Source organism: Amycolatopsis dongchuanensis, assembly GCF_039542405.1.
In the GTDB taxonomy this organism is placed as follows: Bacteria; Actinomycetota; Actinomycetes; order Mycobacteriales; family Pseudonocardiaceae; genus Amycolatopsis_E; species Amycolatopsis_E sacchari.
Genome location: NZ_BAABIB010000005.1, coordinates 18993 through 43909, shown reverse-complemented (window position 1 = coordinate 43909; position 24917 = coordinate 18993). Strand labels below are relative to the sequence as shown.

Here is a 24917-nt window from a genome sequence, read left to right as displayed (position 1 = left end):
TCTGTGCCCACGGTGAAGGCTTCCTGTGGTTGTCGGATCGCACAGCCGCCACACAGGGAGCACACAAGCACCCCACACGAACGGCGGCGATCGTCGAAGGTGTGAAACCGCCGAAGGCTGCCCGGGCACGGCCGCTGCGGACGAAGCTCATCGCCGCACTGGTCGCGCTGCTCACGGTGGTGTGCCTGCTCATCGGCGTGATCAGCGAGTTCGCGCTCCGCGCGTTCCTGACCCGGCAGGTCGACGACCAGCTCCGCGACACCGTGAACCGCTCCCAGTTCTTCGTCAGCGGCGGGCCCGGCCACGGCGACGCGCTCGACGCCTCGGGCACGACGACCGGCACCGTGCACGCGTGGGTCACCGGGACGGACCCGCACGCCGAGATCCTCGCCGCCCAGCCGGGTTCCCACGTGCCGGTCCGGCAGCCGCTCGGGGACGAGGACCTGGCCACGCTCAGCGACGTGGCCGTGGCGGGGCAGCCGGAAACCGTTTCCCTGACCGAGGGCGAGTACCGCGTGCTCGCGATCGCCGCCGGGGATGGCGTCGAGGTGTTCGGGCTGCCGCTGGCGCAGGCGAACGACACGCTGCTCACCGTGGGGTTCATCCTCGGCGGGGTGGCGCTCGTGGCGGTGCTGGGCGCGGCCGTCGTGGGCGTGTTCGTCGTCCGGCGGACGTTGCGCCCGCTCGACCGGGTGGCGGCCGCGGCCTCGCGGGTGACCGAACTGCCGCTGGAGCGCGGTGACGTCGCGTTGTCCGTGCGGGTTCCGGTGACCGACACCGATCCGGCGACCGAGGTCGGCCAGGTCGGGCACGCGCTCAACCGCATGCTCGTCCACATCGACCGCGCGCTGGACGCCCGGCAGGCCAGCGAAACGCGCGTGCGGCAGTTCGTCGCCGACGCCAGCCACGAGCTGCGGACGCCGCTCGCCGCGATCCGCGGGTACGCGGAGCTGACCCGCCGCTCGCACCACGGGGTGCCACCGGACATCGCCCACGCGATGAACCGCGTCGAGTCGGAGGCGGCGCGGATGACCACCCTCGTCGACGACCTCCTGCTGCTGGCGCGCCTCGACGCCGGGCGCCCGCTCGAACAGTCCGATGTGGACTTCTCCAGGCTCGTCGCGGACGCCGTGGGCGACGCCCACATCGCCGGGCCGCGGCACCGCTGGCGCCTCGAACTGCCCGGCGAACCGGTCTTCGTGCGCGGTGACGCCCAGCGGCTGCACCAGGTCCTGGCGAACCTGCTCGCGAACGGGCGCACGCATACGCCGTCCGGTACGACCGTCACCACGCGGCTGGCGGCGTCCGGCGGCGACGCCGTGCTCACCGTGACCGACGACGGCCCCGGCATCGCCCCCGAACTGCTCCCGCACGTCTTCGAACGCTTCGCCCGCGGGGACTCCTCGCGCTCGCGGGCCGCGGGAAGCACCGGGCTGGGCATGGCGATCGCGGCCGCCGTCGTCGCCGCGCACCACGGACGCGTGCACGTGCGGAGCAGGCCGGGCCGCACGGAGTTCGAAGTGCGCCTGCCACGCACAGGAAGCACACAGGAACGGCACAAGGACGGCCAAGGTCGGGTCGAAAAAGTGGGCTCATGACAGCACTGGCCCACCCCGTCCCCGAAAGCCCGCCGACCTCCCGCGGTGCCCGGCTGCGCCGCCCCCGCGTGCGCCCGGCCCTGGCCGGGCTGCTGGTGGCGACCGCGCTGCTCTACCTCGTCGGGCTGGGCTCCTCCGGCTGGGCCAACGCGTTCTACTCAGCCGCCGCGCAGGCGGGCGGCGAGAGCTGGGAAGCGTTGTTCTTCGGCTCCAGCGACCCGTCGAACGCGATCACCGTCGACAAGACCCCGGCCGCGTTGTGGGTCATGGGCCTGTCGGTGCGGATCTTCGGGCTCAGCTCGTGGAGCGTCCTCGTGCCGCAGGCACTGATGGGCGTGGCGTCCGTGGCGCTGTTGTACGCGGCCGTGCGGCGCGTGGGGGGTCCGGCGGCCGGGCTGCTCGCGGGCGGCGTGCTCGCGCTGACCCCGGTGGCGGCGTTGATGTTCCGGTTCAACAACCCGGACGCGCTCATGGTGCTGCTGCTGGTCGCGGCCGCGTACGCGACGCTGCGTGCGGTGGAGCGCGGGAGCCCGAAGTGGCTCGTGCTCGCCGGGGTGGCCGTCGGGTTCGCGTTCCTGGCGAAGATGCTGCAGGCGTTCCTGGTGCTGCCCGCGTTCGGTCTCGCCTACCTCGCCGCCGCGCCGGTGTCACTGGGAAAGCGCTTGCTGCACCTGCTGGGCGCGCTGGCGGCGGTACTGGTCTCGGCGGGCTGGTACATCGCCGTCGTCGAGCTGTGGCCCGCGAGCGGCAGGCCCTACATCGGTGGCTCGCAGACGAACAGCATCCTCGAACTCGCCTTCGGCTACAACGGTTTCGGCCGCATCACCGGGAACGAGGTGGGCAGTCTCGGCGGGGCGCAGAGCAGTGGCAGCTGGGCGCGGTTGCTCGGCAGCGAGATGGCGGGCGGGATCGCGTGGCTGCTGCCCGCGGCGGTGCTCGCGTTCGGGGCGCTGCTGTGGCTGACGTGGTCCGCGCCCCGGACCGACCGCACCCGTGCCTCCGCGATCGTGTGGGGCGGCTGGCTGCTGGTGACCGGCCTGGTGTTCAGCTACATGAGCGGGATCATCCACCCGTACTACACGATCGCGCTGGCCCCGGCGGTGGCGGCGCTCGTGGGCCTCGGCGCGGACCGGTTGTGGCGGCAACGCGCGAACCCGGTCGCGGCGGGCATCCTTTCCAGCGGAGTCGCTTTGTCGGCGTTGACCGCGTACCTGATCCTGTTGCGCGAGCCGGACTGGCAGCCGTGGCTGAAGTACTTCGTGCTCCTGCTGGGCCTCGGCGCGGCCGCGCTGCTGCTGGTCGCAGACCGGTTACCGCGTGCCGCCGCGCGCGGGGTCGCGGTGCTCGCCCTCGTCGCCACGCTCGCCGGTCCGGCGGGTTACACGGTCGCCACCGCGGCGACCGCGCATTCCGGTGCGATCCCGTCAGCAGGTCCCGCCGCCAGGGGTTTCGGCGGCGGAATGCCGGGCGGCGGTCGCGGCGGCATCGGCAGCCTGCTCACCACCTCCACCCCAGGTCAGGCGCTCGTTTCCCGGCTCCGGCAGGACAGCGGGGCGTACAAGTGGGCGGCGGCGACCGTCGGCTCCAACCCCGCGGCCAGCTACCAGCTCGCCGCGGACGTGCCCGTGATGGCCGTGGGCGGCTTCAACGGCACCGACCCGGCTCCCACGCTCGCGCAGTTCCAGGAGTACGTCGCGAACAAGCAGATCCACTACTTCGTCGGCACCGGTTCGTCGATGGGCGCCACCTCGGGCAGCGACGACGCCCAGGAGATCGCCGAGTGGGTCGCGCAGCACTTCACCGCGACCACAGTGGACGGAACTCAGGTCTACGACCTCACGTCCTGACCGATTCTCAGGCGCCGCTCAGCCCGCGGGGTGACACTGGGGACAACGGTCGAAGGAGGGGACCATGACCAGCACTTCCGCCCCGGTCTGGCACACCGCCAGCGTGCGGGGCTCCCGCACGGTCAACGCCGACGCGGTGGCCGCGGGCACCGACCCCGCCACGGGTTTCGCCGTGTTCGCGCTCGCCGACGGCGTGGGCGACGCCGAAGACGCCGCCCACGCCGCCCGGATCGCCGTCGCGGCGGCGACCCGGTCCCCCCTTTCCAGTGGCCCCGCGGCGGCCCTGCTCGCCGCGCGGGACGCCGTCCGCGCTCGCGACACGGGCGACTGCGTGCTCGTCGTCGCACAGGCCGGTGAGCGGGGGTACCGCATCGCGTGGGTCGGGGACGTGCGGGCGTACGCGTGGGACGGCACGCGCCTGCGCCAGCTCACCCACGACCACACGCTCGCCCAGTACTTCCGCGACCGGGGCCAGGTGCCCACCCCGCGCATGGAGCACCTGGTCACCACGAGCGTGCGCACCGCGGGCGAGGCCGAGTACGGCCACTCCGAGCTGACCGGTCCGGCCGGGCTGCTGCTGACCAGCGACGGCGTGCACAAGACGCTCGACCTGGCGACGATGGCCGAGTTGCTGCGGCAGCCCGCGAACTCGTCGCCCGCGCTGACCGCCGCCGCACTGGCCGCGGGCGGCACCGACAACGCGACCGCGTTGTTCGTCGAGTACCCGGCCGCCGCGACCGATGTCAGCACCGTCAGCACCGTCCCGTTCCACGTCGCCGCCTGACCTCAGCGCAGCCCGTTCGCCGCGATCACGTTCGCGTACCAGGCGGCGGAACGCTTCGGCGTCCGCTCCTGGGTCGCGTAGTCGACGTGGACGAGCCCGAACCGCTTCGCGTACCCCTCGGCCCACTCGAAGTTGTCCAGCAGCGACCAGTAGAAGAACCCCCGCAGGTCCACCCCCTGCGCGACGGCCGCGTGCGCGGCCCGCAGGTGGGAGTCCAGGAAGCCGATCCGGTCGTCGTCGGCGATTTCCCCGTCCGGCCCGACGTGGTCGGGGTACGCGGCGCCGTTTTCCGTGACGTACAACGGGATGTGCGGGTACTCGCGGTGCACGCGCAACAGGGTGTCGGTCAGCTTGTCCGGCTCCACCTGCCAGCCGGATTCGGTGAGCGGCGCGTGCGGATCGGGGATGAACCGCACCTCCCGCGCCCCGATCCACTCCGGGCCCGCGGCCTCGCCGAGTGCCGGGTCGCGGGTCACCTCGTAACCCCGGTAGTAGTTGATGCCGAGCTGGTCGATCGGCGTGCCGATGGCCGCGAGATCCCCGTCGCGCACGGGGAAACCGAACGGCTCCAGGTCCGCCAGCAGGTCCTCGGGGTAGCGGCCCAGCAGCACGGGGTCGAGGAACAGCCGGTTCTGCAGCCCGTCGATCTTGCGCACGGCCTCCTGGTCCTCGCCCTGCACGGGGTACAGGTTGAGCGTGATACCCAGCCGCGCGGCGGGCGCGTGCCGCCGCAGCTCGGGCATCGCGAGCCCGTGGGCGAGCAGCAGGTGGTGCGCCGCCGCGGCAGCCGCTTCCGGTTCCCGGCGCCCCGGTGCGTGGATGCCCGCCGCGTAACCCAGGAACGCCGAGCACCACGGTTCGTTGAGGGTGGACCAGAACGGGATGCGGTCCCCCAGCCGTGCCACGGTCGTAGCCGCGAACTCCGCGAACCGGAACGCCGTGTCGCGGTTCGCCCAGCCGCCCGCCTCCTCCAGCGCCTGCGGCAGGTCGAAGTGGTACAGCGTCGCCCACGGGGTGATCCCGTTGGCCAGCAGCTCGTCGGTCAGCCGGTCGTAGAAGTCCAGTCCCTTCGGGTTGACCTCGCCGCCATCGGGGCGGACGCGGGACCACGCGATCGAGAACCGGTAGGCGCCGAAACCGAGCGCACGCATCAGTGCGACGTCGTCGCGGTAGCGGTGGTAGTGGTCGGCCGCGGGTTCGCCGGTGTCCCCGCCCGCCACCGCGCCGGGGCGGCGGGAGAACGCGTCCCAGATCGAGTCGGTGCGGCCGTCCTGCCTGGTCGCGCCTTCGATCTGGAAGGCGGCGGTGCTGGCGCCCCACAGGAACCCCGGGGGGAACTCCAGCGCCGCGGCCACCTGTTCGCCGAGTACGGACATGCTCAACCTTTCACAGCGCCCTGCATGATCCCGGCCACGATCTGGCGGCCGAGCAGCAGGAAGACGATCAGGATCGGGATGGTGGCCAGCGTCGTGCCCGCCAGCACCAGTGAGTAGTCGACGTAGTACCCGCTCTGCAGCCGCTCCAGCGCGAGCTGCACGGTCGGGTTCTCCGCGTTCAGCACGATCAGCGGCCACAGGAAGTCGTTCCAGGACATCATGAACGTGAACATCGCCAGCACCGCGGCGGCCGGGCGCACCGCGGGCAGGCACACGTTCACGAAGATCCGGAAGACGCTGCAGCCGTCCACGCGGGCCGCCTCGATCAGCTCGTACGGCACGGCGTCCACTGTGTACTGACGCATCCAGAACACGCCGAACGCCGTGACCAGGTTCGGCACGATCACCGCCTGCAGGTGGCCGGCCCAGCCGAACTCCGACATCGCGATGAACAGCGGGATGATGCCCAGCTGCGTGGGCACCGCCAGCGTCACCACGATGAACACGAACAGCGGGTTGCTGCCGCGGAAGCGCAGCTTGGCGAAGGCGAACCCGGCCAGCGACGAGAACAGCACCGTGGTCAGCGTGACCGTGCCGGACACGATGAGGCTGTTGCCCAGCGCCTTCCAGAACGCGACCACGTCGAACACGCGGGCCGCGTTGGCGAGGAAGTTCCCGCCCGGCACCAGCGACGGGATCCGGTCGGTCAGCATCGACGCGTCCCTGCTGGCCACCAGGAACTGCCAGTAGAACGGGAAGAACGACACCAGCACGAACACGACCAGCGCCGCGTAGACGAAGAAGTTCGCGCGGCCGATCCTGGCGATCATCGGACCCGTCCCATCCGCCGGGTGAGCAGGAAGTTGAGCAGTGCGATCACGATGATCAGCACGAACAGCACCCACGCGATCGCCGACGCGTAGCCGAGGTCGAAGCCCTCGAACCCGGACTGGTACAGGTACAGCGTCACGGTCTGGAACTGGTGCTGCGAGCCCCCGTTGTTCGAGCCCGGCATCGCGTCGAACAGCTTCGGCTCGGTGAAGATCTGCAGCCCGCCGATCGTCGAGGTGATGATCACGAAGATCAGCGTGGGCCGCAGCATCGGCAGCGTGACGCTGACGAAGCGGCGGACCGCGCCCGCCCCGTCGACGATCGCCGCCTCCATCACGTCCTTCGGCAGCGCCTGCATCGCGGCGAGCACGATCAGCGCGTTGTACCCGGTCCACCGCCAGTTCACCATCGTGGCGATGGCGACGTGGCTGGCGAACCGGTTGGCCTGCCAGTCCACCCGGTCCAGCCCGAGCGCTTCGAAGATCGAGTTCACCAGCCCGTAGTTCGGGCCGAACAGGTTGGCGAAGATGATCCCCAGCGCCACCAGGCTCGCCGCGTAGGGCAGCAGCACCCCCACGCGCCAGCCGGCCGCCCACCGCAGCCGCGTGTTGAGCAGCGCGGCGAGCAGCACGGCGATCACGATCTGCGGCCCGCTGGAGAGCACGAAGATCGACAGGGTGTTGACCAGGGCGTGCCAGAACTGGCCGTCGCCCATCAGCTCGACGTAGTTGCCCAGCCCGAGGAACTTCGGGTGGTCGTCGCCGACCTCCCAGTCGAACAGGGACACGTAGGCCGTGTAGAGCAGGGGGAACAGGCCGGCGATGCCGAACACCACGAAGAACGGCGCGATGTAGAGGTACGGCGAGACCTTCACGTCCCACCGCGCGAGCCGTTCCCGCAGTGTCGGTTTCACCGGTTCCGGGTGCGGTGCCCTCGGCCGCGACTCGAGCACCGTTCCCCCCGCTGCGTTCACTTCGTGACCTTCTTCGCGCCCTCGACCACCTGCTGCCACGCGTCCGCGGGCGAGGTGCCCTGCTCGACCGACCGCAGCGCGGGCGAGGTCACGTTCTCCTGGATCTGGCCGTCACCGGGCCCCTTGTACTGGGCCTTGCTGACCTTGCGGGCCTGCTCGGCGTACAGCTCGCCGACCTTCACGCCGCCGAAGTACTCGTCGGTGGAGTTCAGCAGCTCGGGCGAGGTCAGCGCCTGGGTCTGGCTGGGGAAGTTGCCCTTGGCCTGGAACGCCTTCAGCTGCTGCTCGGGCGCGGTGAGCCACGCCGCCAGCTCCGCGGCCTCCTTCGGGTGCTTGCTCTGCTTGGGCACGGTCAGGTACGAGCCGCCCCAGTTGCCGCCGCCGTTGGGGAACGCGTCGGTGACCGCCCACTTGCCCGCGTTCGCCGGGCCGGCGTTCTCCTTGACCACGCCGAGCATCCAGGACGGGCACACGGTGGTGGCGAAGGAACCCTGCGCGAAGCCGGTCTTCCACTCGTTGCCGAACGCGGTGAGCTTCGCCGACTGGCCCTGCTGGATCGCGGTGCTCACGCGGTCGAAGGCCTGCTTGATGCCCGGGTTGCTCTCGATGGTCAGCTTGTCGCTGCGGTCGAGGTAGCCGACGTCGAGCTGGTTGACCATCGAGTTGTACAGCTGCGACGACGCGTCGAACCACGCCTTGCCGGTCCTGTTCACGTACGTCTGCCCGGCCGCGAAGTAGCTGTCCCAGCTCGCGAAAAGCGCTTTCACGCCCTCCGGGTCCGACGGCAGGTTCGCCGCGGCGAGCAGGTCCTTGCGGTAGCACAGGGCGAGCGGGCCGATGTCGGTGCCGTAGCCGATCAGCCTGCCGTCCTTGTCCTTGCCGGCGTCGTACTTCCACTTGAGCCACCGGTCCGGGGTGACGTCCTTGGGACCGATCTCGGTGAGGTCGTTGAACTTGCTCGACTTGTCGACGATGTCGGAGAAGTGGCCCTCCTCCACGGCGACGACGTCCTCCAGCCCGGAGCCCGCCGCCAGCTTGGTGATGAGGTTCTGGTGGTAGGGCCCGCCCTCGCCGGTCTTGTGGTGGGTGATCTTGATGTTGGGGTGCAGCCGCTCGTACTCGGGGAGCAGGCTCTCGTAGCCGAACTCGGTGAACGTGCCGATGGTCAGCTCGACCTGCCCACCGCCGCCCGATCCGGCCGAGTCGCCGCCACCGCCGCAGGCGGCGAGGCTCGCGCCCACCACCGCCAGTCCGATCGCGAAGCTCACGCCCTTGTGAAGGTGTCGCACGTCAACCCCTTGCTCTGGAGTGTGGGAAAACTGGGAGCGCTCCCAGAACACGGACGAGTGTGTTCCCTGTCACTGCTGGTGTCAAGATGCGATATTGTTGGAAGCGCTCTCAGCGAAAGGACGCCGCCCGTGACGCGCAGCCAGGACGACAGGCCGACTCTCGAGGACGTCGCCGCTTTCGCCGGGGTCTCCCGCTCCACCGCTTCGCGCGCGCTGAACGGCGACGCGAACGTCAGCGCCCGCGCGAAGGACGCGGTGCTCGCGGCCGCCCGCGATCTGGGCTACTCCCCCAACCAGGCAGCCCGCTCGCTCGTCACGCGGCGCACCGGCGCGGTCGCCGTCGTGCTCTCCGAGCCGGAGGAGGTCCTGCTGGGCGACCCGTACCGTACCGCGGTCATGCGCGCCGGTTATCGCGAACTGGCCTCTTCGGGCAGCCAGATGGTGTTGATGTTCAACGACGGCAAGGAGGACCACGCGCGCACGCTCCGCTTCCTCGAAGGCGGGCACGTGGACGGGGCCCTCGTGTTCGCCCCGCACCGGGCCGACCCGCTGCCGAGGGCGCTGCGGCTGCTGCGGCTGCCGATCGTGTTCGGCGGACCCGCGGGCAACGTCTCGCGCGGGGTGCACGTGGTCGACTTCGACAACGCCGACGGCGCCCGGCAGGCCGTGACCCACCTGCTCGGCCGCGGCAGGCGGCGCATCGCGACGGTCGCCGGGCCACAGGACCAGACCGCCGCCGTGCACCGGCTCTCGGGCTGGCGGGAGACGCTGACCGAGGCCGGGCTGGACCCGACGGGACTGTCCGAAGAGGCCGACTTCACTTTGGACGGTGGGCGCGCCGCGATGGACCGCCTGCTGGCACGGGAACCGGAGCTGGACGCGGTGTTCGTCGCGAGCGACCTGATGGCGGCGGGCGCGGTGCGGGCGCTGCACGAGGCGGGCAGGCGGGTCCCGGAGGACGTGGCGGTGATCGGGTTCGACGACAACCCGTCGCTGGCCACGGCCATGCACCCGCCGCTGACGACCGTGCACCAGGACCCGGCCGCGCAGGTGCAGCAGATGGTCGCCACGTTGCTGGCCCTGCTCGCCGGGGAACCGGTCCCGCCGCGGCGGCACGTACTGCCGGTCTCACTGCGGCTGCGCGAATCGGCTTGACCCCCGGATGCGCTCGTGCTCATCCCGGCCGACGCCCGCTGACACCCCTCCTGGCACCGGCGGTCGCGAGCCGGGTGTCAGCACGCAGGACCGCAGCAGATCACTGCCCGGCCGCGTCAGGCTCGTCCGCGGACAACGGCGTTGTAATCTTCGACCTTGGTGATGGTCTTGCCGCCGTCACCGAAATCGACCAGGACCCGGTAGAGCATCCGGACGCGGTTGTCCGCCCACAGTCCCTGGACGGGCTCGATGCGGTAGAACAGTTGCTGTCCCTGGTCCGGCGTCCTGAGGTTGTCGTACAGGGACACATCCCGTGCCCACGGGAACTGCTCCTGGCTGAGCTCCGCGATCCGCTGGATCTCCACCGGATCGGTGACCAGGGTGGCGATCCCCTGGATCTGCAGCGACCGCGTTTCCCACCGCGCGGCGTAGCCCTCGGCGGGGACGTGGCACACGGAATAGCTGACGTTCGGGTTCTGCCGCATTTGCGTGCTTTTCCGGGTGTGGCGGAACGTGTGCAGGTAGCCGACGAGTCCGTCGCCGGCGATGTGCATCGGCGAGGCCGAGGGGCGGCCTTCGGAATCGACCGTGGCGAGGGTCGCGAGCTCCTCGGTGCGCAACAGTTCGGTGATCGCCTCGTGGATCTCCGCCACGCTCGGATCGGTCCCGGGCATCATCGCCTCCTGGTGGCTTGACGTGCTGACCGCGCTTGCTCTCCGTTGAGCCAGACCGGTACCGATTCGACCCTTCGCGTGATGGCTCCTCCGCATTTCACCCACGCGGCGTCCGGGGCGAGCCGCATGCCGGGAAACGCGTCCATCAGCGCTCCGATCGCCGACCGCGCTTCGATTCGAGCCAGCGGCGCACCGATGCACGCGTGGATTCCCCTGCCGAACGCGAGGTGCGCCGTGGCACCGGGCCGGTCGATGCGGAACGTCCGCGAATCCTCACCCCACCGGTTCTCGTCGTGATTGGCGGACTGGATGTTCAGGTAGACCTTTTTGCCGGCCGGAACGGGACATTCCGCCAGTGTGACGTCTTCCACCGCCGTCCGGACCATGAACTGAGCGGGCGAGTCCACGCGCAGCGACTCCTCGATCGCGTTCGGCAGCAGTGACCGGTCGGCGACGACCGCCTCCCACCGATCGCGCTCTTCGAGCAGCCGGTACACGCAGTTGGCGATCAGTGCCCGGGTGGTGTCGGTCGCGGCGACGACGAGCTGGAAGATGTGGCACACGACCTCGAGTGCCGGCATTTCCACCTCACCGGGGTCCGCCCAGCACAGGTTGTCCAGCACGTCCTCGTGGCGATCCCCGGGATGGGCTCGGCGCTCCTCCACGCATTTCGCCAGGAATCCCATCAGTGCGGCGAACTCGGGTAGCTCGTGTGCGGGCTCGGGAATGACGCGGACGACGGCATCAGACCAGGTCTGGACCTCGCGCCACTTGGCCTTCGGAATTCCGATCAGCGCGTACAGAACGGCCGACGGGATGAAGTGCACGTAATCGGCGTACAGATCGACCCGGCCCGATGCGGGCAGCGCGCCGACGGCATCGCGCACGATGTTTTCGACCTCCGGCGTGAGCTTCCGAAGGCGCGCCGCCGCCATGCTCTTCAGCAGCCTGCTCCGCAGCACCGTGTGGTCCGGCGGGTCTGCCATGGTGACGACGGTGAACGGGAACCGCACGTCCTCGGCCCCGACCGAGAAGTTGCCGCGGTTGGAAAAGCGCTTCGTGTCGTCGAACACCGACCGGACCACGTCGTCGGTGTTCGCGGTGTAGAGGTGCTCGCTCACCTTGGCGACCGGGCATCCTTTCCGGGACGCCTTCATGAATTCGTCGGGATCGGCGACGTGCACCGGATTCAGCGGGTCGAAGAACTCGGCCGGGTCGACGGGAGTAGCCATGGCGGAAATCTGCCTTTCACGGTGCGGTGCCGTTGACCTGCGTTACACGGTGCTTCTCCCAGCCGCGGTCGAGACGGCTGCGGAAGCCGACCGAGCCAGCTGATGCGGTCACGGTACCTCCGAGCCACCTCGTTGTAGCACCATACGGAACAGTAGACCGCGTCATGCGACACATAGGCAAGCAGCAAAGAGGCCGGGCCTCGAAAGACCCGGACTCGACAAGCTGTCGTGCTAGACGATGGAAGCGCTCAGCTCCTTGGCGGTGCTCATGACGGCCAGCGACACCCGGTCGATCCACGCCTGGTCCACCCGTGACCGCGGGCCGGTCACCACCACGACCCCGCGCACCCTGCCGTGCCGATCCTTCACCACCGCGCCGACCGCGCTGACGTCGTTCTCGCTCTCGGCATCGCTGAAGGAGTACCCGCGCACCCGCACCTGCCGAAGCTGTTCCCGCAGCTCGGCAAGGGACGTGATGCCGCGCGGGGTGGCCGCGGGCAGCTTTTCCTCCGGGTACAGGGCAGCCAGCTCCTGTTCGCCCAGCTCGGCCAGGAGAGCCTTCCCCCCGGCAGACGCGTGCGCGGGAAGCGTCCACCCCACCCGGGAGCTGATCTTGAGCACTTGCTCGCTCTCCACGCTCTCGACATAGAGCACCTCAGAACCGCGCAGGGTGCCCAGGTGCACCGTCTCGCCGGTGGCGTCGCGCAGCCGCACCAGAGCACCGTATGCCAGGGCACGCACGTCCATGTTCTGCACCACAGCCAGGCCGATGTCCACCAGCGCGGGCCCCGCTCGGTAACCCCGCGAGTGCTCGTCCTGCTCGACGAACTGGTGATGGCTCAGCGTGGCGAGCATCCGGTGGACGGTCGACCGGGACAGCCCCATCTCCCTGCTGACCTGGCTGACGCGCAGGAGCTCGCGATCCTCGAACAACCGCAGCAACCGCAGGACATTGTCGACAGCACCGATCAGCCCGGCTGGGCGCTCGGAGGGCTCGGGACGCACGTAGAGAGGCTATCGCGGTCCACCCCTGCTCCGGCCCTCGCGCAGCTCACGCCGGTGATCCGCCCGGCCCAGGAGCGGTCCGGTCGCCGGTCTCACTGCGGCTGCGCGAATCGGCTTGACCTTCAACCAGGTCGAGACTTCAGGATGGGCTCATGCTCATCCCGATCGGCGCGTTCGCCCGCGCCAGCGGCCTCACGCCGAGCGCGCTGCGGTTCTACGCCGACTGCGGTCTGCTGGTGCCCGCCGAGGTCGATCCCGCCACCGGCTACCGCTACTACCGGCAGGAGCAGTGCGAGCGCGCGCGGCTCATCCGGCAGCTGCGGGAGATCGACGTACCGCTGGACGCGGTGTCCCGGATCCTCGACGGTGAGCACGGTCTACTCGACGAGCACGTACGTGACCTGCGGGAACGGGCGCGCAAGGCGGCCGCGGCCGCGGCGGTGATCAAGCGGCGGCTCACCCCCGCGGTCGACGGGCGGCTGCTGTCCGCCGCGTTCGCGCAGGTGCTGCCCGCCGCCGGGGACGACCCGGACCTCCCCGCGCTGGCAGGGGTTTTCGTCGAGCTGGAGCCGGAGGTGCTCACGCTGACGGCCACCGACCGCTACCGGCTGGCGACGCGGGGCCTGGCCGTGCGGCAGGACGAGCGGGGTTCGGCGGTGGTGGCCCGAGACGGGTTGTCCGCGCTCCTGCCGTGGCTGGCCGGGCAGCCTTCGGTGGTCGTGTCGTTCGACGGGGACGCGCTCACCCTGGCGGCGGACGCCGAGCTGCGGCAGGCTCCGGTGGTCGCGGCGGAGTTCCCCGACTATCGGCACGTGCTGGCCGCGTTGCCGCCCGTGCGCCGGCGTGCCGTGCTGCGCCGGGACGAGCTGCCGGCCGGCGGAGACCGGGTGGAGGTGCTGGGCGTGACCTTCGACGCGGCCACCCTGCGGGCCGCCGTCGCCACGGCCGTCGGCCCCGACCTGCTGTTCGACGTCTCCGAACCCGACCAGCCCGTCGTCATCCGCTCCGCCACCGACGGCGACTCCACCACTCTCGCGATGCCAGTGAGGCCCTGATGACCGATCCGACCATGCTCGCCATCACCGAAGCCGTGCAGGCCCAGGACCGCGAGCGGCTGCTCGCACTGTGGTCCTCGATCGGGCCGGACGGCGATCCGCTGCACCGCTGCACGCTCGCGCACTACCTCGCCGACCTGTGCGAGCACCCCGCCGAGGCGCTGACGTGGGACGTGCGGGCCATCGACGCGGCCGACGTCCTCACCGACGAGCGCGCGCAGGCCCACCACGCGGGCCTGCGCGTGAGCGGCTTCTACCCGTCGCTGCACCTGAACCTCGCCGACAACTACCACAAGCTCGGCGCACTCGACGCCGCGCGGCGGCACCTCGCGGAAGCCCGCGCCCGGCTGGACGTGCTGCCCGACGACGCGTACGGCGCCACCATCCGGGGCGCTGTCGAACGGTTGACGCGGGACGTAGGCTTTTCCGATGCGGCTGCGGGCAGCCAGGCTGTTCGACGGGACTGAACCGCGCGCCGACCCCGTGCTGACGGTGACCGGCGAGCGGATCTCCGACGTGGCGTTCGGGGTGGCCGCTCCCGACGCGCTCGACCTCGGCGACACGACCCTGCTGCCCGGCTTCGTCGACGCCCACGTGCACCTGGCCTTCGACGCGAGCGCGGATCCGGTCGCGGCGCTCGCCGCCCGGGATGACGAACAGGCGCTCGACGCGATGCGCGCGGCGGCCCGGACCGCGCTGCTGGGCGGCATCACGACGGTGCGTGACCTCGGCGACCGGAACTACCTCGCCCTGCGGCTGCGTGAGGAGCCGGGTCCGCTGCCCACGATCGTCGCCGCCGGGCCGCCGATCACGACGCCTGCCGGGCACTGCCACTACCTCGGTGGCGCGGTCGAGCCCACGCCGGAGGCGATGCGCGCGGCGGTGCGGGAGCGGGCCGAGCGCGGGGTGGACGTCGTCAAGATCATGGCCAGCGGCGGCAGGCTCACGCCCGGCACGCGGCAGGACCTGCCGCAGTTCGGTGAGGACGAGCTGCGTGCGGCGGTCGAGGAGGCGCACCGGCTCGGACTGCCCGTCACCGCGCACGCCCATGCGCCGCAAGGGATCGTGAACGCCGTCGAGGCGCATGTGGACGGTGTGGAGCACGTGTCGTTCTGGACCGAGGACGATGTGGACACCCCCTCGCCGGACCTGGTGCGCCGGATCGTGGAACGCCGGATCGCGGTGGGTGCGACGTTCGGTCTCGTGCCGGGGCCGGGGCGGGCGGACACCGAGGGGATCGTGCGGCGGATGCCGAAGATCGTCGGGAACCTGCTGGAACTGCACCGGGCAGGCGCGCTGATGGTGCTCAGCAGCGACGCCGGGATCACGGACCGGAAGCCGCACGACGTGCTGCGCCACACCATCGTGATGGCGGGCGAGCTGGGTCTGGCGCCGGCGGAGGTGCTGCGCCTGGTGACGGAGGTCCCGGCGTGGGTGTGCGGCCTGGGCGGGCGGAAAGGCAGGCTGGCGCCCGGTTTCGACGCGGACGTCGTAGCGGTAGAAGGCGACCCGCTCGCCGATCTCACGGCCGTGCACAGGGTCCGGGCGGTGTTCGCCAGGGGGCGGTGCGTTTCGCGCTGGTAGGGCGCGGGGTGCCGGGGCGGTGCCCCTCCCGTTCGCGGACGTCTCCCCACACCTGACGACGGGCCCGGCACCGTGACAGTCCATCCTGGACACCGCGGTCACGGCCGAGGGCGCGTCGAGCCGGGTCCGGAGTGCTCATGCGGCCTCGGCCTGAAGAGCGGGGCCGAGGAGGAGCCCACCGTCGATGACGTATTCCGATCCCGTGATGAACGACGCGTCCGACGACGTGAGGAACAGGAGAAGCCGGGTGACGTCGGTCGGCTCCCCGAGCCGGGGGATGGCGAACGGCTCGGGTGAGTAGAAGTCGGCGATCGCCGTGGTGGCACCGGCTGCTGGTTCGTGGATGAACGAGGTCGCGATCACGCCGGGGTGGATGGTGTTCACGCGGATGTGGTCGCGGCCGAGCTCGAGTGCCGCGGTTCGGGTGAGGCCTCGCACGGCCCACTTGCTGGCGACGTACGGCGCGTAGTGCGCGGTGCCGCCCAGGCCCATGGTCGAGGCGATGTTCACGATGGCTCCCCCTCCTGCGCGGCGCAGGGCGGGGACTGCGACCTTGATGCCGAGGAAGGTCCCGGTGAGGTTGACGTCGAGGATGCGCGACCACGTGGCCTGGTCCGTGTTCTCGATCGTGGCAGGCGGGTTCTGCACGCCCGCGTTGTTGACCAGCACGTTCAGGGCGCCGAAGGCCTTCTCGGCGGTTTGCACAGCGGCGGACCAGGAGTTCTCGTCGGTGACGTCGAGGCGGACGAAGCGGGCGCGCCTCCCGAGCTCGCCGGCGAGAGCGGTGCCGCGTTGCGCGTCGATGCCGCCGATCACGACGCTCGCTCCCTCCGCGTGGAAGGCGCGCACGTGGCTCGAGCCCTGGCCGCCGGTCCCGCCGGTCACGAGCACGGTCTGGTTGTCGAAGCGGGGCATGGGGGTTCCTTCGGTACGTGGTGAGCCGGACGACTCACCATGCGCCCCACACTAGGTCGGCGGCAGTGGTGAGTCAAGCCACTCACCTCGTATGCTCGCCCCATGAGCAAGGTCGTGACGACGTATCACCAGCGCGTCGCCCAGGAGAAGCGCGCGCAGATCGTGACGGCCGCGACCGCGTTGTTCCTCGAGCTGGGCTACGACCGGACGTCGCTGGCGCGGATCGCGGAGCGCTCGGGCGTTTCGCGGGCCACCTTGTTCAAGCAGTTTCCAAGCAAAGCCGCCCTGTTCGACGCCATCGTGACCGAGTCGTGGTCGACCGCTGACGAGGAGGAGCCTCCGCCGGCAGGCAACGTCGTCGAGGGGCTCAGCGTCCTCGGGCGCCGTTACGCCGAGCTGCTGGGCCGTCCCCAGATGACCGACCTGTTCAGGATCGTCATCGCCGAGCTGCCGCGGTTCCCCGAGCTGGCCCATGCGCAGTTCTCACACGGGAAGATGCCCTACTTCGAATCCGTGCGCAGCTACCTCCTCGCTGAGCACGGGGCGGGAACGGTGCGCGTCGAGGACGTGGACCTCGCGGCCACCCAGTTCCTGGGCATGATCTCCAACTACGTCTTCTGGCCCGCACTCCTGGTGCCAGGCTGGGAGGTGAGCGCCGCACGCGTCGCCCAGGTAGTCGACGAGGCCGTCCGCACCTTCGCCGCCCGGTACGCCGTGGCTGGATCGGGAGCGTCCACCAAGGACTGAAAGGGCGTTCGCATCAGCACCGCCCGGCAAGAGGATTCGGCCGCGGCCCCGAACGTGCCGGGCAGCCGACCCTGGAGCCCCAGCCCGAGGTGACCGGGCAGGCCAAGCCGGAGCCGACAGGCTGAGGGGTCGGCTCCTTACGGGGCTCGTCCGAGACCCGCCGCCCGACATGCCCGGCGCCGAAAGCCCCCGCGGGAGCCCTCAGCCCGGGTCCCGAGCCGAAAGCCCCGGCCATCCCTGGCCCAGGCCTGGCTCGGCGCCCAGCCCCGCCCGGCGCGGGGTGGCCCGAGCCCCGGGCCGGGCCACCCCACTCGAATCACCGCCGCGGAGCCGGCTCCACGTGCACGACCTTCATCCGCGTCAGTTCGTCCAGTAGTTCCGGGCCGTAGCCGAAGCCCTCGCCGCTGGTGCCGTGCGGTTGCGCCGCCCCGCCGGGCGCGCCGCCGAAGACGGCGTTCACCTTCACCGTCCCCACGGGCAGCTCCCGCCACGCGCGCTGGGCGTGCTCCATCGAGTTGGTGAGCACCGTCGCCGCGAGGCCGTACCTGTCGTCGCACGCTTCGCGCAGCGCCTGGTCAAAGTCCTCGACCACGCGCACTGGCGCGACCGGTCCGAAGGTCTCCTCACGCAGGATCCGCATCGTCGGCGCGCAGTCCGCCAGGACGGTCGCCGGGTAGAACGAACCCTCCCCCGGCTCGCCGCCGGCGAGCAGCCGCGCCCCGTCGTCGACCGCCTCGGTGACCTGCGCGTGCACCTCGTCGCGCATCCGCTCGTCCACCAGCCGCGGCATCGGGATCTCGTGCGGGCGCTTGCGGGCCTGCTCCACCAGGGCGTCGAGGAACTCGTCGGCGATCGCGCGCGGCACGTAGATCCGTTCCACCGACACGCAGATCTGCCCCGCGTTCGCGAAAGCCCCCAGCGCCGCCTGCTCCGCGGCCCACCGCGGGTCCACATCGGAGTCCACGATCAGCGCGTCGTTCCCGCCGTTCTCCAGCAGCACCTTCGCCCCGGTCGTCGCCGCGGCCGCCGCGATCGAGCGGCCCGTCGCGGTGCTGCCGACGTGCGCGACGACGTCCACGTCCGGGTGCGCGGCCAGCTGCGCGCCGACCCGCCCGTCACCGGACACGCACCGCAGCACGCCCTCCGGCAGCTGCTCGGCGACGATCTCCGTGAGCAGCGCACCCACGCCGGGACAACGCTCACTCGGCTTGTGCACCACGGTGTTCCCGGTCGCCAGCGCCGCACCGAGCAGCCCGCACGCCACCGCGACGGGGTCGTTCCACGGCGTCAGCGCGACCACCACACCGCGCGGCTCGGGCACCATCAGGTCCGTCGCGCCCCAGCTGCCCTGCAGGCTCCGCCCGCGGTGCGCCGGCCCCAGCTCCGCGTACTGCTCCAGCGTGCCTGCGCCGGCCTCGATGCCGCCCTTGGCCTCGTCCAGCAGCTTCCCGGTCTCGCGGTGGTTGAGTTCCGCCAGCTCGTCGATCCGCTCCCGCAACCGGGCCGCGGCCGCCTTCAACGCCGCCGCGCGCTCCGCCGCCGGGGTCCGCGCCCACTCGGCGAACGCGACCCGCGCGGCCACGATCGCGTCACCGGCCTCGCGGAAGGTCGCCGTGGTTTCGTGCTCGATCAGGTCCGTCATCGCTTCTTACCCCTTCTCCGCGAGCTGCTGTGCCTTCGCGTACGCCAACTGCAGGAAGTCCGCCCCGGCCAGCGCGGCGAACGCACCGGCGACGAGCCGGGTCAGCCGGGGCGCGAACACCAGGCTGAACGTGAACGCCGTCACGACCCACATGTCGAGGCAGAACGGGCACGACAGCAGCTCACCGAGGCTGTGCCGCAGCCCGCTGGGCTTGCGGACCTCCTCCATCACCTCCGCGGGGCCGCCGGTGCCCGCGTACCGGGTGAACGGCGCCCGCAGCGGGCTGGTCACCGCGTCCTTGGTCAGGGTCCTGGACAGCTTGTGGGTGCCCAGCGCGACCACCACCAGGTCCTCCTTCGGCACCCGCGGCGGCAGCTTCCGGCCGGTCAGCACCGCGACCGCCGACGTGATCGCGACGAGCACGCCGTAGACGGTCATCACCGCCAGGTAGCCGCCGAGCGGCCGGTCCTCGCCGTCCCGGTACGCCCTGGCCTGGTCCTTCAGCTCGTGCAGAGCAGACATGCGCCCTCCTTCCGCGGGAGGACTACCCGCCGAGGTCGCGGGCAACCCCCGGTCGGCCGGGGTACGGTGGGCCCGTGACGGAGAAGGACATCATCGGCAACATCGACGAGCTCATCGCCGAGGAGCACAAGCTGCGCGAGAAGGCGACCGGGTCCGGTCTCGAGGAGCCGGACCGCGCCCGCATGCGGCAGCTCGAGGAGCAGCTCGACCAGTGCTGGGACCTGCTGCGCCAGCGCCGCGCCCGCCGGGAGTTCGGCGAGGACGAGAACGCCGCCGAGGTCCGGCCCGTCAACGAGGTCGAGCACTACCAGCAGTGAGCAGGGGCTCCGGCGTGGCGCGCGGGCGGGAGACCGGCGTGCCGGCCGCGCCCGCGATGCCCGGGCTCCGGACGAGATCGCAGTACCGGAAAGCCCGGCGTGCGGTCCGAAAAGGACTGGAGCACGCCGGGCTCTCCTGACACCCGGTTTCCCCCCACTGGGCGCGGGGAACCGGGACGGCGCGGGCGGGTCAGGCGGCGTGCGCCACCGACCGTGCCGCCAGCTCCGCGCGCACCGCGTCGTAGGCCGGTTTCGGCTGGTAGTTCTCGTCGAGCAGGTTCGCCGCGCCCTCGCCCTCGAACCAGCCCGGCACCCACGAGTACTTGTCCGTGAAGCCCCAGACGGTGAACGAGATGCAGTGCCGGGTGGCGAGGCAGTCGCCGAGGATGTCGCGGTAGACGTCGGCCTGTGCGCGCAGTTTCGCCGCGTCCGGTGGCAGCACCATGCGCACGTCGGCCTCGGTGATCGCCGTGTCGAGGCCGAGCCGGTCGAAGCGCTTCAGGTTCTCCCGGAAGGTGGTGGGCGGCGCGTCGACCGTGAGGTGCGCCTGCACACCCACACCGTCGATCGGCACGCCCTGCGCCCGCAGGGACTTCACCAGCGCGTAGACCGCGTCGCTCTTCGCGTTGACGTCCTCGATGTTGTAGTCGTTGTAGAAGAGTTTCGCCTTCGGGTCGGCCTGGTGCGCCCAGCGGAACGCGTCGGCGATGTAGCCGGGGCCGAGTTTCCGCAGACAGATCGTGTCGCGCAGCGTGCCGTCCTCGTTGAAGGCCTCGTTCACCACGTCCCACTGCCAGATGCGGCCCCGGAAGTGCCCGACGGTGTCGAAGATGTGCTGCCGCAGGATGTTCCGCAGCTCGGCCGCCGAGAAGTCGGTCTCGTTCAGCCACGCGGGCAACTGGTTGTGCCACACCAGCACGTGCCCGCGCACCGCCTGGCCGTGCCGGCGGGCGAAGCTCATCAGCTCGTCGGCCGCGCTCCAGTCGTACTGCCCGCGTTGTGGTTCCAGCACCTCCCACTTCATCACGTTCTCCGCGGTCACGGTGGAGAACTCGCTGCCGGTGCGCTGGCGGTACACCGGGTCGGCGTCGAGTGCGGCCATGTCCACGGCGGTGCCGATGCGGAGGTCGTGCCGGGCCGCCAGCTGGCGCAGGGTCGGCGGGGAGGCCGAAGCGAACGGAGCGGCGAGCGGGGTGGCGAGGAGTACGAGCGCCCCGACGACGATGGCGAGGAATCTGCGCATGGGAACTCCGGAAAATTGTCGAAATATTTCGAACACGAGCGGATTGCCCGTCGCACGGTAAGGCGGATTTACACGGCGCGTCAAGGGCAGCACAGCGGGAAACCGCTCGGTGCCCATTCTCGAAAACTTTCGATCAACGGGAATCGCGGATGGGCAGAACGCTCGCCGTCCTCGTGCCCGCACCCGTGTCGTCGGCGGCTCCGTGGCTGCACCTCGACGACGGTGGTGGCGCAGAAACCGCTTCCTGCCGGTCGTGGCGGCGTAGTACAGCGTTAAAGTGACCGCGTGTCCGAGGAAACCCCCGCGCCGCCGCCGAGGCGCCGCCGCCTCCTGCCGGTCGTGCTCGTCGCGGTTGTCCTGCTGCTCGCGGCGGTCACCACGGCGGTGGTGCTGTGGCCGCGCGACGAGACCCCGGCCGCGCCACCGGAACCGGCCACGATCGTCCCGCTCGCCGGGCACGACGTGTGCGCCGACCAGATCACGATCCGGGCGGTCACGGACGAGGAGATGGCCCGGATCGCCGAGGCCGTGCTCGCCGACCACCGGACGCGGAAGGTGTACACGGAGACGAAAACCGAGGCGTACGAACGGTTCCGGCAGATCTTCCGTGACAACCGCGACCTGGTCGACCACGCCCGTCCGGAGGCGTTGCCCGCCTCGGTCACGATCACAGCGGCCGGCGAGGTCGATCTGCGAGCCTGGGCAGCCGAGCTGAGGGCGGCCTTCCCAGCGGCGACGTCCGTGGAGCCGCTGATCCTGTCCGAGATCATGCCCAGCCTGACGGCGCGCTACGGCACGGCGGACGTCAAGCCACCGTGCCCACCCGGCGGCGAACGCAACTAACGACGGCGCGCGGACACCGGACAGGTCACAACGGTTCTCGCGGGAAAAGCGCCCGTCGGTGCCGCTGATCGGATTCAGCGAGAAGGAGCCGTACTTCCGGCGCCCCTCGGCCAGGATCATCTGCTTGCCCGACCGGTCGTCGACGGGGCGCGGACCGGGCTTCTCGGCGGCGTTCGTCCTCAGTGAGCAAATGCTGACGACGGCCGCCACCACGGAAGCGACCACCGTGCTGCGGTTTGCAGCCCGGAAAGCGGTTTCATCCGCCCCCGCGCGGGGTATGGAGAACCGTGCTGTACGCGTACCTCGCCGCTGTCGCGCTGGTGCTCTTCGTCCTGGGGGTGGCGAAGGAGCCGCGGCGGGTGAGCAACGCCGTGTGGCTCGGTACGGCCGCCTTGTTCGCCCTCCTGGAGCTCGTCGTCAGGGCGCACGAGGCCCCCTGGCTGAAAACCGTCCTCGGAGTCGCGTTCGTGGTCGTCGCCATGATCCTGCCCGTCGCGCTCATCGCGAACGGCGTCGTGATGTGGCGGCGCGAGGGGCACCGGCTGCGCAATCTCCTTTCGCTGCTCGCCGGGGCCGGGCTCGCCGCCACGGCCGTCCTCTCCCTGGCCACCGGGCCCAGCACCAACCCGTGGCTCAACGCCCCGGTCGGCTCGGTCGTGTTCGTCGTCGCCTACGCCGCGTTCCTGTTCGGCTGCTTCCTGCTGTACTCGCTCGTCTACGGCAGGCTGCGTCGCCGCCGGGGGTTCGCCGCGATCATCGTGCTCGGCGCCGGGCTCGCGAACGGCCAGGTGCCTCCGCTGCTCGCCGCCCGGCTCGACCGCGCCATCCGGATCTTCCGCCAGGAACGCCACGGGCCGCTGATCGTCGTCTCCGGCGGGCGCGGCCCGGACGAGACGCGCACCGAAGCCGACGCGATGCGCGAGTACCTCGTCGACCGCGGTATCCCGGCAGACAAGATCCTCACCGAGGCCGAGGCCACCACCACGGAGGAGAACCTGCGCCTCGCGACCGCACTGCTCCCCGCGAACAGGCGTCCCCTCGTCGCCGTCACCAGCAACTACCACGTGTTCCGCACCGCCGTCACGGCCCGCCGCCTCGGGTTGCGACTCGACGTCGCCGGCGCCCCGACCGCCCGCTACTTCCTGCCCAGCGCCTTCCTCCGCGAGTTCGCCGCCCTGGTCGCGCATTACCGCCTCACGAACATCGCCGCCGCCGGGCTGCTCGCGCTCATCCCGTGGGCGATGCTCCTGGACTGAACCCGCACGCGGTCAGCCGGTCATCCCCGCGTGCCCCGGTTCGCCGTCGCCAGCAGGTACAGCAGGTACGGCGCGCCGACCGCGCCGGTGACCACCCCGACCGGCAGCTGCGTGCCGCCGACGAGGTGCTGCGCCGCGAAGTCCGCGACCAGCAACAACAACGCCCCGGTCAGCGCCGCCGCGACCAGGCTCGGCCGCCCGGTGCGCAGCAGCTGGAAGGCGATCGCACCCGACAGGAACGCCGCGAACGTCACCGGTCCCGCCGAGGCGGTCGCCACCGCGGCCAGCCCCACCCCGACCGCCAGCAACGCGAGGCGGTCCCGTTCCACGCGCGCGCCGAGGCCGGTCGCGACCTCGTCGCCGAGCTGCAGCACCGGCAGCTTCCGCCCTGCCACCAGCACGAGCGGCACCAGCACGACGAGGAACGCCGCGATCGCGCGGACGTCGGACCAGTCCGCGCCGTTGAGGCTGCCCGTCAGCCAGATCAGCGCCAGCGACGCCAGCCGGTAGTCCGCCCGCGTCAGGAAGTACGACATGACGCTCGCCAGCACCGCCGCGATCCCGATGCCGACCACCACGAGCCGCTGCCCGGCGAACCCGCGCCGCCACGCCAGCACGTAGATCAGCACCGCGGTCACCAGCCCGCCCACCAGCGAAGCGCCCGACAGGGCGAACCCGGACGCGCCGAACACGACGATCCCCATCACCGCGACCGCGCTGGACCCGGCGGTGACGCCGATGATGTCCGGGCTGGCCAGCGAGTTGCGCAGCAGCCGCTGGAACACCGCGCCGGACAGGCCGAACGCCATCCCCACCAGCACCGCGAGCAGCGCCCGCGGCAGCCGCAGGCGCACGACGACGTAGTGCGTGGCGACGGTGCCGTTGCCCGTCAGCGCCCCCACCACCTGCGACGGCGAGAGCCGGTAGTCCCCAATGGACAGTGACAGCACGAACACGGCGGCCAGCGCGACCGCGAGCCCCGCGCACATCACCACCGTCCGCCGTGCCAGGCGGCGGCGCACCGCGAGCACCGCGCTCACACCGACACCCACTTCCGGCGCCGCACCAGCACCACGAGCACCGGGGCGCCGAGCACCGCGGTGATGATCCCGACCTGGACCTCGCCGGGCCGCGCGATGACCCGTCCGAGGATGTCGGCGACGAGCACGAGCAGGGCGGCCAGCACCGCCGAGTACGGCAGCAGCCAGCGGTGGTCCGGCCCGGTGATCAGCCGGGCGAAATGCGGTACGACGAGCCCCACGAACGCGATCGGTCCCGCCATCGCGGTCGCCGTCCCGCACAGCACCACGACGGCGAGCACGCACAACACCCGGCTCAGCGGCACGTTGAGCCCGAGCGAGCTGGCGACGTCGTCCCCCATGGACAGTCCATTGAGGAGCCGCGCGCACGCCACCGCGAGCACCAGCCCGGCGGCGAGGAACGGCAGCCCCTGCCACGCGACGTCCAGATCGCGGCCCGCGAGCGAACCCACCTGCCAGAACCGGAACTGCTCGTAGGTGGAGTTGTCGGTGACGAGGAGACCGGTCGTCACCGAACCGAACGCGGCGGTGCACGCCGCTCCGGCGAGCACGATCTTCAGCGGGGTCGCGCCGTCGCGCCCGAGCGTGCCGATGCCGTACACGATGACCGCCGCCACCGCCGCGCCGAGGAACGCGAACCACACGTACCCCGCCATCGACCGCACGCCGAACACGCTGATGCCCAGCACGACGAACAGCGACGCGCCCGGGCTGATCCCGAAGATCGCGGGGTCCGCGAGCGGGTTGCGGGTGAGCCCCTGCAGGATCGCCCCGCCCGCGCCGAGCGCGATCCCGGCGAGCAGCCCGATGAGCGTCCTCGGCACGCGCACCTGCGTCACGATGAGGTGGTCCGGGTCGCCGGCGTCGTGGTGGAGCAGCGCGTCGAGCACCACCGATGGCGGGATCCACTTGGTGCCCACGGCGATGCCGGCGGCGGCCACCACCGCCAGCGCCACCGTGAGCAGGGCGAGTCCTGTCCCTTTCACACC

At 71.2% G+C, this 24917-nt stretch carries 24 protein-coding genes; 11 read left to right on the top strand and 13 right to left on the bottom strand.

Annotated features, from left to right (window positions below; all coding sequences use genetic code 11):
- Positions 1–101 precede the first annotated feature (101 nt).
- The 3 genes from ABFX51_RS00540 (at position 102) to ABFX51_RS00530 (ending at position 4229) form a co-directional block, all read left to right on the top strand.
- Entirely contained in the window at positions 102–1598 is a 1497-nt protein-coding gene (locus tag ABFX51_RS00540; protein ID WP_346051357.1) for a sensor histidine kinase, read from the top strand.
- Positions 1595–3445, top strand: coding sequence for a glycosyltransferase family 39 protein (locus ABFX51_RS00535; RefSeq protein WP_346051355.1), 1851 nt, complete (start codon positions 1595–1597; stop codon positions 3443–3445). Before ABFX51_RS00540 ends, ABFX51_RS00535 begins: the two co-directional genes overlap by 4 nt.
- A 64-nt stretch (positions 3446–3509) precedes the next feature.
- Positions 3510–4229 carry a PP2C family protein-serine/threonine phosphatase gene (locus ABFX51_RS00530; protein ID WP_346051353.1) on the top strand — a complete coding sequence of 240 codons (720 nt, stop codon included), beginning with the start codon at positions 3510–3512 and terminating at the stop codon, positions 4227–4229.
- A 2-nt stretch (positions 4230–4231) separates the two neighbouring features.
- On the opposite strand, the gene ABFX51_RS00525 is transcribed toward ABFX51_RS00530, so the two are convergent.
- Genes ABFX51_RS00525 through ABFX51_RS00510 form a run of 4 tightly spaced genes read right to left on the bottom strand, consistent with a single transcriptional unit; the run spans position 4232 to position 8677 of the window.
- Complete coding sequence (locus ABFX51_RS00525; RefSeq protein WP_346051351.1) at positions 4232–5605, bottom strand: GH1 family beta-glucosidase; 1374 nt, start codon at positions 5603–5605, stop codon at positions 4232–4234.
- Positions 5606–5607: 2 nt separating this feature from the next.
- Positions 5608–6435: a carbohydrate ABC transporter permease gene (locus ABFX51_RS00520; RefSeq protein WP_346051349.1), complete on the bottom strand. Its 828-nt coding sequence runs from the start codon at positions 6433–6435 to the stop codon at positions 5608–5610.
- Positions 6432–7349, bottom strand: coding sequence for a carbohydrate ABC transporter permease (locus ABFX51_RS00515; RefSeq protein ID WP_245783249.1), 918 nt, complete (start codon positions 7347–7349; stop codon positions 6432–6434). The genes ABFX51_RS00520 and ABFX51_RS00515 overlap by 4 nt, the downstream gene beginning before the upstream one ends.
- A 56-nt stretch (positions 7350–7405) precedes the next feature.
- The gene (locus ABFX51_RS00510; protein WP_425425860.1) at positions 7406–8677 is read right to left on the bottom strand and encodes an ABC transporter substrate-binding protein; all 1272 of its coding nucleotides are present in this window, start codon (positions 8675–8677) and stop codon (positions 7406–7408) included.
- Positions 8678–8827: 150 nt separating this feature from the next.
- On the opposite strand from ABFX51_RS00510, the gene ABFX51_RS00505 reads away from it, so the two are divergent.
- The gene (locus ABFX51_RS00505; RefSeq protein WP_091512480.1) at positions 8828–9853 is read left to right on the top strand and encodes a LacI family DNA-binding transcriptional regulator; all 1026 of its coding nucleotides are present in this window, start codon (positions 8828–8830) and stop codon (positions 9851–9853) included.
- A gap of 116 nt (positions 9854–9969) precedes the next feature.
- Here ABFX51_RS00505 and ABFX51_RS00500 read toward each other — a convergent pair whose 3' ends face one another.
- From ABFX51_RS00500 to ABFX51_RS00490, 3 genes are all read right to left on the bottom strand, one after another.
- Positions 9970–10527 carry a pyridoxamine 5'-phosphate oxidase family protein gene (locus tag ABFX51_RS00500; protein ID WP_346051346.1) on the bottom strand — a complete coding sequence of 186 codons (558 nt, stop codon included), beginning with the start codon at positions 10525–10527 and terminating at the stop codon, positions 9970–9972.
- Entirely contained in the window at positions 10527–11759 is a 1233-nt protein-coding gene (locus ABFX51_RS00495) for a cytochrome P450 (protein WP_346051344.1), read from the bottom strand. The genes ABFX51_RS00500 and ABFX51_RS00495 overlap by 1 nt, the downstream gene beginning before the upstream one ends.
- A gap of 231 nt (positions 11760–11990) precedes the next feature.
- The gene (locus tag ABFX51_RS00490) at positions 11991–12764 is read right to left on the bottom strand and encodes an IclR family transcriptional regulator (protein ID WP_346051342.1); all 774 of its coding nucleotides are present in this window, start codon (positions 12762–12764) and stop codon (positions 11991–11993) included.
- A 152-nt stretch (positions 12765–12916) separates the two neighbouring features.
- On the opposite strand from ABFX51_RS00490, the gene ABFX51_RS00485 reads away from it, so the two are divergent.
- The 3 genes from ABFX51_RS00485 to ABFX51_RS00475 are packed head-to-tail and all read left to right on the top strand — an operon-like array spanning position 12917 to position 15403.
- On the top strand, positions 12917–13819 hold the full coding sequence (locus tag ABFX51_RS00485; protein WP_346051340.1) for a DNA polymerase III subunit beta family protein: 903 nt from the start codon (positions 12917–12919) through the stop codon (positions 13817–13819).
- On the top strand, positions 13819–14286 hold the full coding sequence (locus ABFX51_RS00480; protein ID WP_346051338.1) for a hypothetical protein: 468 nt from the start codon (positions 13819–13821) through the stop codon (positions 14284–14286). The genes ABFX51_RS00485 and ABFX51_RS00480 overlap by 1 nt, the downstream gene beginning before the upstream one ends.
- Positions 14249–15403: an amidohydrolase family protein gene (locus ABFX51_RS00475; protein ID WP_346051336.1), complete on the top strand. Its 1155-nt coding sequence runs from the start codon at positions 14249–14251 to the stop codon at positions 15401–15403. Before ABFX51_RS00480 ends, ABFX51_RS00475 begins: the two co-directional genes overlap by 38 nt.
- Before the next feature lie 135 nt (positions 15404–15538).
- On the opposite strand, the gene ABFX51_RS00470 is transcribed toward ABFX51_RS00475, so the two are convergent.
- The gene (locus tag ABFX51_RS00470; RefSeq protein WP_346051334.1) at positions 15539–16318 is read right to left on the bottom strand and encodes a glucose 1-dehydrogenase; all 780 of its coding nucleotides are present in this window, start codon (positions 16316–16318) and stop codon (positions 15539–15541) included.
- A 102-nt stretch (positions 16319–16420) separates the two neighbouring features.
- Here ABFX51_RS00470 and ABFX51_RS00465 point away from each other — a divergent pair, with 102 nt between their 5' ends.
- Positions 16421–17065 (top strand): TetR/AcrR family transcriptional regulator, encoded by a 645-nt coding sequence (locus tag ABFX51_RS00465; protein ID WP_346051332.1) that lies wholly within the window; start codon positions 16421–16423, stop codon positions 17063–17065.
- 316 nt (positions 17066–17381) lie between these two features.
- Here the strand turns inward: ABFX51_RS00465 and ABFX51_RS00460 are convergent, their stop codons facing one another.
- Together ABFX51_RS00460 and ABFX51_RS00455 are read right to left on the bottom strand one after the other, a co-directional pair.
- A complete protein-coding gene (locus ABFX51_RS00460; RefSeq protein ID WP_346051330.1) occupies positions 17382–18707 on the bottom strand; it encodes an aldehyde dehydrogenase family protein in 1326 nt (441 codons plus the stop codon).
- 6 nt (positions 18708–18713) lie between these two features.
- The gene (locus tag ABFX51_RS00455) at positions 18714–19229 is read right to left on the bottom strand and encodes a DUF1360 domain-containing protein (protein WP_346051328.1); all 516 of its coding nucleotides are present in this window, start codon (positions 19227–19229) and stop codon (positions 18714–18716) included.
- 74 nt (positions 19230–19303) lie between these two features.
- Between ABFX51_RS00455 and ABFX51_RS00450 the strand changes: the two genes are divergently transcribed.
- Positions 19304–19546: a DUF2630 family protein gene (locus ABFX51_RS00450; protein ID WP_346051326.1), complete on the top strand. Its 243-nt coding sequence runs from the start codon at positions 19304–19306 to the stop codon at positions 19544–19546.
- A 190-nt stretch (positions 19547–19736) separates the two neighbouring features.
- Here ABFX51_RS00450 and ABFX51_RS00445 read toward each other — a convergent pair whose 3' ends face one another.
- Complete coding sequence (locus ABFX51_RS00445; protein WP_346051324.1) at positions 19737–20789, bottom strand: endo-1,4-beta-xylanase; 1053 nt, start codon at positions 20787–20789, stop codon at positions 19737–19739.
- A 285-nt stretch (positions 20790–21074) separates the two neighbouring features.
- Here ABFX51_RS00445 and ABFX51_RS00440 point away from each other — a divergent pair, with 285 nt between their 5' ends.
- Positions 21075–21632, top strand: a complete 558-nt coding sequence (locus ABFX51_RS00440) for a permease-like cell division protein FtsX (protein WP_346051322.1) — start codon at positions 21075–21077, stop codon at positions 21630–21632.
- Between the two features lie 287 nt (positions 21633–21919).
- Positions 21920–22888 carry a YdcF family protein gene (locus ABFX51_RS00435; protein WP_346051320.1) on the top strand — a complete coding sequence of 323 codons (969 nt, stop codon included), beginning with the start codon at positions 21920–21922 and terminating at the stop codon, positions 22886–22888.
- Between the two features lie 20 nt (positions 22889–22908).
- Here ABFX51_RS00435 and ABFX51_RS00430 read toward each other — a convergent pair whose 3' ends face one another.
- Together ABFX51_RS00430 and ABFX51_RS00425 are read right to left on the bottom strand one after the other, a co-directional pair.
- On the bottom strand, positions 22909–23928 hold the full coding sequence (locus tag ABFX51_RS00430; protein ID WP_346051319.1) for a FecCD family ABC transporter permease: 1020 nt from the start codon (positions 23926–23928) through the stop codon (positions 22909–22911).
- The gene (locus ABFX51_RS00425) at positions 23925–24914 is read right to left on the bottom strand and encodes a FecCD family ABC transporter permease (protein WP_346051317.1); all 990 of its coding nucleotides are present in this window, start codon (positions 24912–24914) and stop codon (positions 23925–23927) included. Before ABFX51_RS00425 ends, ABFX51_RS00430 begins: the two co-directional genes overlap by 4 nt.
- Between the last annotated feature and the right edge of the window lie 3 nt (positions 24915–24917).

Coding starts and splice junctions, on each gene's coding strand:
- ABFX51_RS00535 (WP_346051355.1), top strand. CDS start 1,595: ATGACAGCACTGGCCCACCCCGTCCCCGAAAGCCCGCCGACCTCCCGC.
- ABFX51_RS00530 (WP_346051353.1), top strand. CDS start 3,510: ATGACCAGCACTTCCGCCCCGGTCTGGCACACCGCCAGCGTGCGGGGC.
- ABFX51_RS00525 (WP_346051351.1), bottom strand. CDS start 5,605: ATGTCCGTACTCGGCGAACAGGTGGCCGCGGCGCTGGAGTTCCCCCCG.
- ABFX51_RS00520 (WP_346051349.1), bottom strand. CDS start 6,435: ATGATCGCCAGGATCGGCCGCGCGAACTTCTTCGTCTACGCGGCGCTG.
- ABFX51_RS00500 (WP_346051346.1), bottom strand. CDS start 10,527: ATGCCCGGGACCGATCCGAGCGTGGCGGAGATCCACGAGGCGATCACC.
- ABFX51_RS00495 (WP_346051344.1), bottom strand. CDS start 11,759: ATGGCTACTCCCGTCGACCCGGCCGAGTTCTTCGACCCGCTGAATCCG.
- ABFX51_RS00485 (WP_346051340.1), top strand. CDS start 12,917: ATGCTCATCCCGATCGGCGCGTTCGCCCGCGCCAGCGGCCTCACGCCG.
- ABFX51_RS00480 (WP_346051338.1), top strand. CDS start 13,819: ATGACCGATCCGACCATGCTCGCCATCACCGAAGCCGTGCAGGCCCAG.
- ABFX51_RS00475 (WP_346051336.1), top strand. CDS start 14,249: ATGCGGCTGCGGGCAGCCAGGCTGTTCGACGGGACTGAACCGCGCGCC.
- ABFX51_RS00470 (WP_346051334.1), bottom strand. CDS start 16,318: ATGCCCCGCTTCGACAACCAGACCGTGCTCGTGACCGGCGGGACCGGC.
- ABFX51_RS00465 (WP_346051332.1), top strand. CDS start 16,421: ATGAGCAAGGTCGTGACGACGTATCACCAGCGCGTCGCCCAGGAGAAG.
- ABFX51_RS00460 (WP_346051330.1), bottom strand. CDS start 18,707: ATGACGGACCTGATCGAGCACGAAACCACGGCGACCTTCCGCGAGGCC.
- ABFX51_RS00455 (WP_346051328.1), bottom strand. CDS start 19,229: ATGTCTGCTCTGCACGAGCTGAAGGACCAGGCCAGGGCGTACCGGGAC.
- ABFX51_RS00445 (WP_346051324.1), bottom strand. CDS start 20,789: ATGCGCAGATTCCTCGCCATCGTCGTCGGGGCGCTCGTACTCCTCGCC.